The 12922-nt window shown below is 69.0% G+C and carries 7 protein-coding genes; 2 read left to right on the top strand and 5 right to left on the bottom strand.

Translation table 11 applies throughout. The features are described 5' to 3' along the window. Positions 1 to 21: 21 nt before the first annotated feature. The gene (locus tag CP973_RS41170; protein ID WP_244410104.1) at positions 22 to 330 is read left to right on the top strand and encodes a hypothetical protein; all 309 of its coding nucleotides are present in this window, start codon (positions 22 to 24) and stop codon (positions 328 to 330) included. A gap of 97 nt (positions 331 to 427) precedes the next feature. Further along, positions 428 to 817, top strand: coding sequence for a hypothetical protein (locus tag CP973_RS30060; protein ID WP_150247022.1), 390 nt, complete (start codon positions 428 to 430; stop codon positions 815 to 817). Between the two features lie 756 nt (positions 818 to 1573). On the opposite strand, the gene CP973_RS30065 is transcribed toward CP973_RS30060, so the two are convergent. The 5 genes from CP973_RS30065 to CP973_RS30085 all read right to left on the bottom strand — a co-directional run bounded on the left by CP973_RS30065 (position 1574) and on the right by CP973_RS30085 (position 12914). After that, positions 1574 to 4201 (bottom strand): RICIN domain-containing protein, encoded by a 2628-nt coding sequence (locus CP973_RS30065; protein ID WP_150247023.1) that lies wholly within the window; start codon positions 4199 to 4201, stop codon positions 1574 to 1576. A gap of 41 nt (positions 4202 to 4242) precedes the next feature. Then, the gene (locus tag CP973_RS30070; RefSeq protein ID WP_150247024.1) at positions 4243 to 6606 is read right to left on the bottom strand and encodes a non-reducing end alpha-L-arabinofuranosidase family hydrolase; all 2364 of its coding nucleotides are present in this window, start codon (positions 6604 to 6606) and stop codon (positions 4243 to 4245) included. A 628-nt stretch (positions 6607 to 7234) separates the two neighbouring features. Next, positions 7235 to 8809 (bottom strand): sigma-70 family RNA polymerase sigma factor, encoded by a 1575-nt coding sequence (locus CP973_RS30075; protein WP_244410109.1) that lies wholly within the window; start codon positions 8807 to 8809, stop codon positions 7235 to 7237. A 469-nt stretch (positions 8810 to 9278) separates the two neighbouring features. After that, complete coding sequence (locus tag CP973_RS30080) at positions 9279 to 10607, bottom strand: class I SAM-dependent RNA methyltransferase (protein WP_150247025.1); 1329 nt, start codon at positions 10605 to 10607, stop codon at positions 9279 to 9281. 255 nt (positions 10608 to 10862) lie between these two features. Beyond that, positions 10863 to 12914, bottom strand: coding sequence for an APC family permease (locus CP973_RS30085; RefSeq protein ID WP_150247026.1), 2052 nt, complete (start codon positions 12912 to 12914; stop codon positions 10863 to 10865). Positions 12915 to 12922: the final 8 nt, after the last annotated feature.

The following is a 12922-nucleotide window of genomic DNA, read 5'->3' on the forward strand; positions in this document are numbered from 1 at the left end:
GGCAGCGGTCTCATCGCCGGCGTGTCCGCCGCCTTCGGCGCGGAGCCCGTTGCGGTGTTCTTCGGCGCCGTCGCGAGGTTCTCAGGATGGTCCTCCCTCGGTGCCAGCGTGTTCAGTACCCTTTTCACTGCTTACGGGCGGGGACTTGACAGCGCCGAGTTCAGGAAATCCGCCGGGAGCACTCTTCTGGGGCTGATCACCTTCGGGCAGTCCGGTTTGATCAAGAAGCTCGGCGACTTCGACGAAGCTTCGAAGGCCACCCAGATCGGCACGGCGATCACGCAGTTCGGGCACGACCTCATCTCACCGATCACCAGCCTACTGAGCTAGTCACCAGCTCGCACTCCTGGCAGATTTCCTGCAGAAATACATCCGAGGGTTGGCGGCTCTCCGCCGCCGACCCTCGCACACCACCGAAAGGAACAGAGTGCTGGCGCGGCTCCCTCTTCCGTATCTGCTGCTCTTGGCAGCTTTCGCCACTTTCATCTTCTGCCTGGCCGTGGAAAAAATAATAGAAATACGCAAGCTGACAGTTGCCTGTGCGGTGATTTCCGCCGGATGCTGCTTCGGCATGATCATAATGGGCAGCCTCCAGTACCAGGAGTGGAGCGCCGAGCACATGCTGGTCCTCTATTCTTTCGGATGGATCGGCTTCTCGATCGGCCTGATCCCTTTCAGGAAACCGTATTCCGAATACGCCGAGGAACGGCGCCGCGGCGTCATGAGAGAAAAGTACGAGTACGCGAAGTGGCGTCCACTGGTGACAGTCGCTTCGGTCATCGTCATGGGCACTGTGGGACATTTCCTCGCGACGTGACGGCACACCGCACAAGGCGCGACGGCGGCCTCGTCCCCGGGCTGCCCCGACCTGCCCAAGGGCTGAAGCGTCAAACGAGCGTCACAGGAACCCGAACGGATAACGATGAGCAGGCTCGGGATACTCGCCCGTTCTGACCTTGCCGAGCCCACCACAGGTCGTCGAGGTGGCGTCCGAGGTCGTGAAGTCCCCGTTGACGGAGCCGCAGGCCGCTCTCCCCCAGGCCCGGCACCCAAACCGAGCAGCACTTCCAGCTCGCACGAGTACGTGGTGAGACACCGAAGAACTGGCCCGACCAACGCTGGGTCCTGCTGCGACAAATGCGTTCCCGCAGCGAACGGTGGAGCGCAGTGCGCCGCTTGGCCGAAGGCTGCCTTCAAGGCTGGATCCCCGACGGGCCGATCCGCCTGGGAGGAATCAGCCAGCCGGAAGCCCCACCCCGCCACCTCGGTGACACCGATGAGGTGCGCTCCGCGGTCCCTTTATTGTCGCCCATGCTTGTCGCCCGTACTGGTCCGTGTCGACTGCCGGAGCCCATCGGACGGAGCGGCACGAAAGGGCGATGCTCCTCGCCCAGCCCCGCGGCCGTGCCACCCGCCCGCCCGAGAGACCATCAGCCCGCCCACCGCAAGAGATGCCGCTCCACATAGAAAGCCGCCCTCCGGCCGAGATGTCGCATGGGCCAGGAGGGCGGCTGTCCACTGCTGTCAGCGCGTCAGCTCATGTGTCGAATGTGCGTCCGCTCTGGCGTCGGGGTCAGGACGGGTCGCCGTACTGGAGGCCGCGTCCGTTGGTGCCGACGTAGACGCGGCCGAAGGTGTCGGGGTCACCGGTGATGACGCCGACGCCGCCGATGCTGCCCCACCGGTGGTCGTCGTCGTTGACCCGGAGCCAGGTGGCGCCCTTGTCGGTGGAGCGGAAGACCCCGCTGACGTCCTTGACGGTGCCGATCATGTACAGGGTCTGGTAGGAGGCGCCCGGTGCGGCCTTGCCGAAGCCGAGGGCCGCGGCGGACTGCACCGTGGTGAGCCTGGCGAAGGTGCGGCCGCCGTCGGTGGAGTGCAGCAGCCCTTGATCACCACCGGCGATCCACAGGTCTCCCGCGACGCCGGGGACGGCCTTGAGCCGGCCGGCGGCGGGAAGGCCGACGGCCCGGGCGGTGAAGGTCGCTCCGCCGTCGGTGCTGGCGTAGAGCGTGCCGCCGGCCAGCGAGTAGAACGTCCCGGCCGAGGAGCGGTCGGCGACGACCACGGCGCCGGCGCCCAGGCCACCGGCCTTCGACCAGCTCGCCCCCTTGTCGGTCGAGCGGTACGGGACCTGGCCGGCCTCGGTCCACACGATGGTCGAGCCGTCCGCCGCGAGCGCGACATGGCCACTGTCGGCGCCGGCCACCGGCTCCGACCGGAAGCCGGTCCAGCTGTTGCCGCCGTCGGTGGAGTAGGCGCCGTCCTGCGCGCCGCCACGGCCGACACGGACCATCACTGAGGGGTTGGCCTGGGCGAAGTCGATGTCGGTGCTGTTGGTCATCATCGGGTTGTTCATCCGCCCGGCGGGCACCTTGGTCAGGTCGTCGTGGCGGAAGCCGCCCTGGTCGCCCATGGCGGTGAGGACGGTGGCACCGCCGGGCGGGGCGATCGCGTCCATCAGCGCGGTCTCCTCCAGGCCGCGCGCGCCCACGGTCCAGTGGCTGGTGCCGCCGCTGTCGGTGGCGTCGGCGTCCTTGCTGCGCCAGATGCCGTTGCCGGTGCCGTACAGCGCGTGCCCGGAGTCGAAGGGGTCGATGGCCAGGGCGGTCATCCAGTGCCCGGTATGGGTGCCGATGTACGGAGCGGCGGAGGCGTTCCGTACCGATTTCCCGGCCAGTGCCTTCCATGTCGTGCCGCCGTCGGTGCTGCGGTAGATTTCGTCCTCGGGCCACCAGCGACCGAGGGTGGTGACCATCACCGTGGACGGTTTGCGCGGGTCGACGGCCAGGCCGGAGAAGCCGTAGGAGCCCCGGGACGGGGAGATGTTCTTCCACGAGCCGCCTGCCGAGGTGTACTTCCACACCGAGCCCGCCGTCACACCGTTGGGTCCGAGGTTGTCGGTGTACGTCAGGTACAGCGAACCGTCACCGGAGAGCACGCCGTGCTGGGGCAATTGGCCGGTGGGTTGCCCGGAGACGGCCTTCCAGGTGCTGCCCCCGTCGGTGGAGCGGTAGAGGGAGGCGGACCTGTCCGCGACGCCGACGTAGACCGTGTTGCTGCCGGCCGGCCCGTACGTCACGAAGGAGATGCCCGCACCGCTGCCCGCCCCGTCCTTGACCGGGAACGAGGAGACCTGCCGCCATGTCGCCCCGTGGTCGGTGCTGCGCCACAGGCCGTTCTTACGGGTGCCCAGCAGCAGGGTGCGGTTGTCCGAGGGATCGATCACGAGCCGTTCGCCCGCCCCGCGGCCGTCCTCGTTGCCGCCCAGCTTGAACGGCAGATCGGTGCGCTGGAAGGTGCGGCCCCGGTCGGTGGAGCGCAGGATCGCGCCGTTGCCGGCCCAGTTGTTGGTGTAGGTGCCCGTCGCGAGGTAGAGCCGGTCGGGGTCTACGGGGTCGGTGGCCAGCGCGTCGACGCCCAGCAGGTTCCAGTCCTTCTCGCCGAGCCAGTCCGTGAGCGGGATCCACTGCTCGGCCGCGGTGTCCCAGCGGTAGGCGCCGCCCATGTCGGTGCGCGCGTACAGCAGACCCTTCTCCCGTGGGTTGAACACCAGGCCGGTGACGTAACCGCCACCGACCACCTGGGCGTTCCTCCACTTGTACAGTCCGGCCGCGGCCTCCTGGCTGTCGGTCACCTTCACCAGCTTCCACTGCTGGTTGGTGCTGCCCCTGCCGGGATACTGGACGACCGCCGCGCCCTGGGCCGTGGCGCCTCCGGAGACGTCCAGGACCTGGCGGCTCTTGCGGGAGGTGAAGGTGACGGCGCCGGAGCCGCTCACGTCGTCGATCCGCCACTCCTGGGAGGCGGAGGAGCTGTCGGTCTGCTGCTCGGCGGCAGCCGACCGGGCGGTCGAGCCGCCCGCTATGCCCAGCACCTTGCCGCTGTTGCGGTTCACGAGTTCGTAGTAGCCGTCCCCGGTGGGCCTCAGTTTCCACTGCTGGTTGGCGGTGTTCTGGTCGGTCCACTGCTGGATGCGGGTGCCGTCGGCGGTGGAGAAGGCGTTGACGTCCATCACCTTGCCGCTGCGCACGGAGACCAGCCTGTAGTAGGCACCGGAGTCGATCGTCGCGGCCAGGGAGTCCTCTTGGGTGAACAGGAGGTACGGCACGGCGGCGGCCGGCACGCCGAGCAGCAGACCGGTCGCGGTTCTGCGACGGCGGTGACGCCCGCGGCGCCCACCGTCCGTGGGGTTCTTCATGGGGAGGTGTTCTCCTTGCATATCACCGTGGATCGGGCGGATCAGCGCTGCAGGGTGAGGACACCCGGCCGGTACGGGCGCCGGTCGTAGGGGCCGCCCGCTGTGGGGGACTTGCCCTGGTAGAGGAACTGCAGGTTGCAGGGATCGACGGTCATGGTCTGGTCGGGGTTGTTGCGGACCAGGTCACCGTGGCTGATGTCGTTGGTCCAGGTGGCACCGCTGTTGGCCTTGCCCGCGAAGGGGTTGCTTTCGCCGACGGCCTGCGGGGTCCACGTACCGCTCAGGCTGGAGGCCGTGAAGGAACGGAAGTAGCGCGTCTCATGCGCGCCCTTCGCCTCGACGATCATGAGGTACTGGTTCTGGCCCTGGACCTTGTAGACCTGCGGCGCCTCGAACAGCTTGTCCGGCGCGTCGCTCATGACCGTCGTGTACGAGGAGCCGAAGTTGCCCGGGAAATTCCCGATCGGCATGCTCGCCCGGTAGATCTTGCCGTTGTCACCGGCGAAGAACAGGTACATGTTCCGGCCGTCGGCGATCAGGGTCTGGTCGATCGGGCCGGTGGGGGAATCGGTGCGGGGGATGCTGCCGGTGAACAGCGGACGGGGCGCGGACCAGCCGTTCGGGTCGGTGGGGTCGCTCGACGTGCGGTAGCTGAAGGGCCACGCACCCCACTGGGACGCCAGCACCCAGATCCTCTTGGGTGCGAAGTAGAACAGTGTGGGCGCCACCGCGTCCTGTTTCATGGCGGTCTGGCCGGCCGACGCCATGTCCGACCAGTTCGTGAAGGGGCTGAAGGCCATCGAGCCGTACGAGGTTCCGGACGCGCTCGACGCGTAGACCAGGTGCTTGCCGTTGTGCACCACGTTGGTGAAGTCCTTCACCGCGGCCCACCCGTTCGAGGGCTGTGCGAGGGCACCCGTCGATTTCCACTTGTACGTCGAGGGGAGAGCACACGTACCGCTGCCCGCCGTCCCGGACGGGGCGGTCCACTTCTGGTTGTTGACGGGTGCGCAGGCGTACAACTGGATCTTGGTGCCGTTCGCGGTGGCCGCGCCGACGGCGTCGAGGCACAGCCCGGACTGGACGCCGGTGATCGTGCCGTTGGTGTTGATGTTCCACTGCTGGTTGGCGCCGCCGTTGCAGTCCCAGAGGACCAACGGGGTGCCGTCGGTGGTGCCCTTGTTCTTGGCGTCCAGACACTTGTTGCCGTGGACCTTCAACTGCTTCGCGGCGGTGTAGGTCCAGCGCTGGTTGGCCCGTCCGCTGCAGTCCCACAGTTGCGCCGGGGTGCCGTTGGCGGTGACGGAGTCGGGGATGTCGATACAGCGGCCGGAGGCCACGCCCTTGATCTCCCCGGTACCGTCGGCCGGCTTGGCCGGGGGCGTACCGGAGCCGGAATGGAGAGCGTTCATGACGGCGGTGTACGCGGGCTTCGGCCTGCCGTTGTCGTCGAACAGCAGGGGGCGCTCGTCGCGGCGCCAGGAGTCGCTGTCACGGATGCCCCACACCGTGATGCCGGTGCACCGGGCCACGGCCAGGCAGGCTCTGACCGTGTTCGCGTAGTGGACGGGTGGTGCCTGGGCGATGTCCAGTTCGGTGATCTGGACGTCGACGCCCAGGGCGGCGAAGGCGGCCAGGGTGGTCTTGAAGCTCGCCGGCGGGCCGCCCGCTTGGAAGTGGCTCTGGAACCCTACGCAGTCGATGGGCACGCCGCGGGACTTGAAGTCCTTGACCATGCGGTAGACGCCCTGGGTCTTGGCGTCCGACCAGTTCTCGATGTTGTAGTCGTTGTAGCAGAGCTTGGCCGAGGAGTCGGCCGCACGGGCGGTGCGGAACGCTTCCTCGATGTGGCCGTCGCCCAGCAGGTCCTGGAACTTCGAACTGCGGTGCTGGGAGGAGCCGTCGGCGAAGGCTTCGTTGACCACGTCCCAGGCGTAGATCTTGCCCTTGAAGTGGTTCATCTCGGTGGTGATGTGGTGCTTCATCGCGCTGCGCAGGGTGTTGGCGTCGGTGATCGACTTCACCCAGCCGGGCAGCTGTTTGTACCAGACCAGGGCGTGGCCGCGTACCCGCTGCCTGTGCGCGGTGGCGTGGCCCACGATCCGGTCGGCCGGGCCGAAGGTGAAGGTGCCGCGGGAGGGTTCGGTGGCGTCCCACTTCATCTCGTTCTCCGGGGTGATCATGTTGAACTCCCGGTCGAGAATCGTGGAGTACGTCGGGTCGCCGAGCCTTCCGGCAGCCACGGCCGTACCGAAGTACCTGCCCGAGGGGGCCGCCTGCGTGCTCAAGGCCGCGGCTCCGGCGGAGCTGGGGAGGAGCGTCACGACTCCGGCCATCACCGCCGCGGCCGACAGTCCTACCGTCAGTGTCCGGCGGCTCCGGCGGAGCCGGTGCAGGCCCTTCACGATTCTCCTCGGGGGTCGCGGGTCATCCGGGGCGCCGTGAGCGTGCACTCACCGGCCGGTGCGGTCTGGTCTGCCGCGGGGTGGGTGCGGTGCAGGACGTGGGGCCGTTCCTGTCTGCCGGTCACCCGGGGTTCGTGGGTGTGTCGCGTCATGGGAGCCGCTTTCTTCAGGGGATGCGTCAACAGGGATGTGGGGAGACCCGCCACGCCGGCACGTCATGGTGAGCGGCGGGAAGGTCAACCCTGAAGTGGAGGCTTTCGAACTCGCGGTCCCGTAACAGAAAAGCCGTGCCGCCCGGACGATTGCCCGGTGATGCATCTCGCAGACAGAAAGCGTTATGCGGGGCCCCGTCGTCTGGTCGTCCCCGTGGGGAGGGCGCGCCGCAGTGATCAACAGTGGAGGTTCTGGAGTGGCGTCGGTGGCGGCCAGGCCGATCAGCCTTCAGACCGGTCAGACTTCAGACCTGTCACGGCGAGGCAGCCGTCGATGAAATGCGGACCGAACACCGAACCTGGAATCGGCGCGGCGCTCGGCTCACTGCGGGGCGGAGAAAGACGTGGCGCGGGCTCGTTGCTGCGGGATCACCGGTCACCGAGCGACCCGGCCCGGGATGCTCAAGGAGCGGTTCTCAGGCCCGGGCCCCGCGCGTGATGAAGGAAGCCTGCCCGGCGAAGGCCCGAGTGCCGTCGGAGCCATCGAGCCAGATGCCACCGTCGCGGTGCCGGAGGACCGACCCGGGATAGTTGTGCGCGTGCAGGGTCACCGACCCGGCGACCGACCCGGGGCGCGGACAGAAGGTGGCGTCTTCACGGAACAGTTCGCTGCCGTCGTCGGTACTCAGCCGTAGCCGCAGGTACTGATGGCGAAGGTACCGGCCGTCCGCGGCGCGGAGCGTGACGCACCGTGGGTCGGCCAGTCCCCCGACGACCGTGAAGGTGACCCGTTGTCGTGCCTGCGCGCCGCTGGGCGCGGAGACTCGGCCGCCGAGTGTCGCGAAGTCACCGGCATACGTGACGAACAGGCCGGGTCGGTCCACGGACTCCAGCGACTGTGCGCCCAGCGGAACCGTTCCTGCGACGGCGGACGGACTCGCCGGGGACGGTCTGGGCGACGTGGTGGTGCGCGACGGAGTCGGCGTAGGGGTACGCGACGGGATCGGCGTGGGGGTACCGACCGTGGGAGCGGCGGTGACGGCAGGCGTCCGGGGCGCCGGTTCGGGCCAGGCCGCGTAGGTCGCGGTCCCGGCGATGAGCACCGCGCCGGTGGCGAGGCTCACCACCGGATGAGCGGTCACCACGTGCAGTTTGCCGATCAGCGAGCCGTGCAGACTGCTTCCGCCCGTCGCCGTGCCGACGGTGACGGGGGCCGCGGCCAGCCCGGCGGCGCCCGCAGCAGCCGTACCCGACAACAGGCCCTTGGCGGCCAACGCCGCGAGGAGTGCGGCCGGGACGGCCAGCGGCGCGATGTCGAGAAGCAGCAGTTCGGCCGGAACCCGTTCTGTCGTCGTGCAGGTCCGGCAGTCGCGGATGTGCCGCGCGATCCGCTTGCGCCACACGGATGTATGGAGACCGTCCCAGCCGACGACGGTCTCGTTCAGCTGCGGACAGCGCGGGTCCGCCGCCAGCGCGGCAACGATCGCCCGGCTCAGTTCCAGCTGCTCACGCATGCGTTGCAGGCGTACCCCGGCGTGGGCGGCACTGAGCCCCAGCGCGTCGGCGATGTCCTGACGGCTCAGCAAACTGGCGCATTCCTGCCACCACAGCGACAGCAGCACCCGGTGGTCCGGGTCGAGCCACCGGCCGGCTTCGACCACCTGACGGCGCTCGTCCGACATGTGCAGACGCAGGATCGTCACGTCCTCAAGCGCGGCGCCGGCGCGCGGTGTCCGGAGTGCCTCGTCAATGACCGTGGTCCGGTCGGCGAGGCTGCGTTGCCGGTACCGGTGGGTATTGATCTGACGGAGCGTGATCGACACCAGCCAGGACCGGAAGCTTTCCGGGGCACGCAGGTCGGGCAGGTCGCGCACCACGCGCAGCAGGGTCTCCTGGACGACGTCGTCCACGTCGGCATGTCCGCTCAGCGCTCGCCCGACGATGTTGTAGAGCAACGGCAGGTACGCGGCGATCAACTTCTCGCGCGCCCGATCGTCACCGGCCTGCGCCGCGACAACCAGCTCCGCGTGGCCCGCGTCCATGAGCCCCATCCCACCTTCTTCAAGGAAGCGATCCGCCGAGTACGGCGGCATACCTTAGCGTCGGCAAAGGTATGCGGCCAAAGCCTGCGCCTTGGGTGGACGAGCCGGTTCGTGCCGACTCGCAGGGCCCGGTACCGCGGGCGCGTTCGGGTAGCAGGCGGCCAACTCGTGGACGGATCAACGCGCGTGCACGCCCCACCTATTGATCACCTGTCACGCCAAACGCCCGGCCCACCGAGGTACGACGGCAGCGCGCCTGTCGCCGCGATCAGCGGCGCCGGAACCCGGCCGAATTCTCACCGACTTCCGGCGGACCTGCCTCTCGGCAGCGCGCCTCCCAACCAGCGTGACCCGCACGATCAGTCAGGCGATGCTCATCAGGACGAGCGTCGAATGAGCGTCACAAGCGTCATTTCAACGTCGGAACATCGCCCGCAACGCCCGCACCGCACATGATGCGCACGCGCGGAGTCGCAGTTCAGGAGCCCTTAGCGGCCTTCTCCAAAATCACCACGCACTCCACATGATGCGTAACCGGAAACAAATCAAACGCCCGCATCCTCCGCGGCACATACCCCTCCCCCCCGAAGTACTTCACATCCCGCGCCAGCGCCGCCGGATCGCACGCCACATAAGCAATACGCCGGGCCCCCAACGAAGCCAGATGAGCGACCGTCCCCCGCCCCGCCCCCGCCCGCGGCGGGTCCAGGACGATCAGGTCCACGTCCGAGATCCCGGTACGCGGAAGTACCTGCTCGACCTTTCCGTGTTCGATCCGCACACGGTCCAGGTCCTGCACGTTGCGACGGGCGTCCTCCACCGCCCGCTTGCTGCTCTCGATCCCCAGGACGGCGCCCTTTTCACCGACGCGTTCGGCCAGTGCGCCCGCGAAAAGGCCGACGCCGCAGTACAGGTCGAGGGCCATGTCGCCCTTCTTCGGCATCAGGCCCTGCATGACGGCCTCCACCAGGAGGTCGGCGGCCTTGGGGTGGACCTGCCAGAAGCCGCTGTTGGCCACGCGCCAGGTGCGGTCGGCGGCGCGTTCGCGGACGAAGGGGCGGCCGTGGACGCGGTGGATGCCGCCGTCCTTTTCGTTGACACGGAGGACGGAGACGGGCTTGTCGAGGTCGACGATGGGGAGGCGGCCGCCGGGGCGGGGGGTCAGGACGACCTGGCGGTCGTGGGAGCCGGTGGCGGCGATGGCCTCGACGGTGGCGATCTGGGGCCAGTCGCGCTTTTCGATGCCGAGTTCCGAGACGCCCGGGGCCGCGATCAGGCAGTGGTCGATGGGCTGGATGTCGTGGGAGCGGTGCTTGCGCAGGCCCACGTGGCCTTCGGCGTCGATGGCGTACTGGACGCGGGTGCGCCAGGCCGGGACCTCGCCCTTGGGGACCTTGTCGCCGGGGGCCGGTTCGACGGTGCCGTCCCAGCGGGCCTCTTCGGGGGTGAGGCCGGCCAGGCGGGACAGCTGCTCGGTGATCACGTCGGCCTTCAGGCGGCGCTGGGCGCCGGGGGCGGCGTGCTGCCAGTCGCAGCCGCCGCACTTGCCGGGCCCGGAGAAGGGGCAGGGGGCCTCGACGCGGTCCTTCGAGGGGGTGAGGATCTCGACGGCGTCGGTGCGGAGGAACCGGTCGCCCTCGTCGCCGTCGGTGACGCGGGCGATGACGCGTTCGCCGGGGAGGGCGTGCCGTACGAAGAGGACCTGGCCTTCGTCCGTACGGGCGATGCAGTGGCCGCCGTGTGCGACACGGCCGACCTCGACCTCGTACTCCTCGCCTACCAGCGACTTCTTGGGTTCGGTCTGCATGGTGGGGGAGCTCCTGGGGGGTGGCGGGAGGGGTACGGGGCGGCGGATGCCGACCTGCAAGTCTACGGGGCGAGCGGGTGGACTCCGAACCGGACGGGGCGTACGGGCGGGGTCCGAACCGGAGGGAGCGAGCGGGCGGAGTCCGAACCGGACGGGACGAACGGAAGCCCGGGGCCCGGAATGGGGCAAGCGGAAGCACCGGGGCCCGGACCCGCCGGATGGCAGGCCCGGGCCCCGGGGCGGTGCGGCGCGCGGTTACTTCCGTGTGGCCGCCTTCTCCTTCTTCGGCTGTGCCACCGGGCCCCGCCGTACGGCACCCGGCGCGTTCCACTCCGCGCGCTTGCGGGCGCGGCGCTTGGCGGCCTCGGAGGAGTCGAGCTGCCAGGGGACGGAGGTGACCATCACGCCGGGGGTGAACAGGAGGCGGCCCTTGAGGCGGAGGGCGCTCTGGTTGTGGAGGAGGTGTTCGTACCAGTGGCCGACGACGTACTCGGGGATGTAGACGGAGACGGCGTCGCGCGGGCTCTCGCGGCGCAGGGACTTGACGTAGTCGATGATGGGGCGGGTGATCTCGCGGTAGGGGGAGGCGAGGACCTTCAGGGGGACGTCGAGGTTGCGGCGCTCCCACTCGCCCTTGAGGGCCTTGGTCTCGGCGGCGTCCACGTCGACGCTGACCGCCTCCAGGGTGTCCGAGCGCATCAGCTTGGCGTAGCTGAGGGCGCGGAGGGTGGGCTTGTGGACCTTGGAGACGAGGACGATCGAGTGCACGCGGGACGGGCGTACCGCCTCGTCGCCCGGTACGTCCTCGGCGGCGATCTCCTCGGCGACCCGGTCGTAGTGGCGGCGGATCGCGGTCATGGTGGCGTAGAAGATGACCATGCCGAGGACGGCGACCCAGGCGCCGTGGCTGAACTTCGTCAGCAGCACGACGACCAGCACCAGGCCGGTGAGGGTGGCGCCGAAGGCGTTGATCGCGCGGGAGCGGTGCATCCGGCGGCGCTTGGCCGGGTCCTTCTCGGTCAGCAGGTGGCGGTTCCAGTGGCGGACCATGCCGACCTGGCTGAGGGTGAAGGAGACGAAGACGCCGACGATGTAGAGCTGGATCAGGCGGGTGGAGTCCGCGCCGTAGATGTAGACGAGGACGATGGCCGCGCCGGCCAGCAGCACGATGCCGTTGGAAAAGGCCAGCCGGTCGCCGCGGGTGTGCAGCTGGCGCGGCAGGTAGCGGTCCTGGGCGAGGATCGAGCCGAGCAGCGGGAAGCCGTTGTACGCGGTGTTGGCCGCGAGGAAGAGGACCAGGGCGGTGGCGGCGGCGAGCACGACGAAGAAGAACGTGCCGTCACCGAAGACCGCGGCGGCGACCTGCGAGATGACCGGGTTCTGGGTGTAGCCGGGGCCGACCGGGACGCCGTTGTGCAGCAGGTCCGTGGCCGGGGTCTCCGCCATCTTCACGTTGGTCGCCATGGCCAGGCCGATGATGCCGCAGAACATGGTGACGGCCAGGCCGCCCATCAGGGCCAGGGTGGTGGCGGCGTTCTTGGACTTGGGCTTGCGGAAGGCGGGGACGCCGTTGGAGATCGCCTCGACACCGGTGAGCGCGGCGCAGCCGGAGGAGAAGGCGCGCAGCAGGAGGAAGACGAGAGCGAAGCCGGCGAGGCCGCCCTGTTCAGCGTGGATGGTGAAGTCGGCGGTGGGCGCCTTCATGGTGTCGCCCATGATCACGCCGCGCACCACGCCCCAGATGATCATGATGAAGACGCCGGCGACGAAGATGTACGTCGGGATCGCGAAGAGCTTGCCAGACTCCTTGACGCCGCGCAGGTTCATCAGGGTCAGCAGCACGATCATGGCGATCGCGCACAGCGTCTTGTGCTCGGTGACGAAGGGGATCGCCGAGCCGAGGTTCTCCACCCCGGAGGAGATGGACACGGCGACGGTCAGGACGTAGTCGACCAGCAGGGCGCTGGCGACGGTCAGCCCGGCCTTGGGCCCGAGGTTGGTGTTGGCGACCTCGTAGTCGCCGCCGCCGCTCGGGTAGGCGTGCACGTTCTGCCGGTAGGACGCCACGACCGTGAACATCAGCACCACGACCGCGAGCGCGATCCAGGGGCTGAAGTGGTACGCCGACACACCCGCGACGGACAGGACGAGCAGCACCTCGCCCGGGGCGTAGGCCACGGACGAGAGCGGGTCGGAGGCGAACACGGGGAGCGCGATGCGCTTGGGGAGAAGGGTCTCGCCCAGTTTGTCGCTGCGCAGTGCGCGCCCGATAAGGATCCGTTTGGGCACGTCGGTCAGTTTGGACACGCAGAGGA

It is taken from the genome of Streptomyces albofaciens JCM 4342, assembly GCF_008634025.1.
Taxonomy (GTDB): Bacteria; Actinomycetota; Actinomycetes; order Streptomycetales; family Streptomycetaceae; genus Streptomyces; species Streptomyces albofaciens.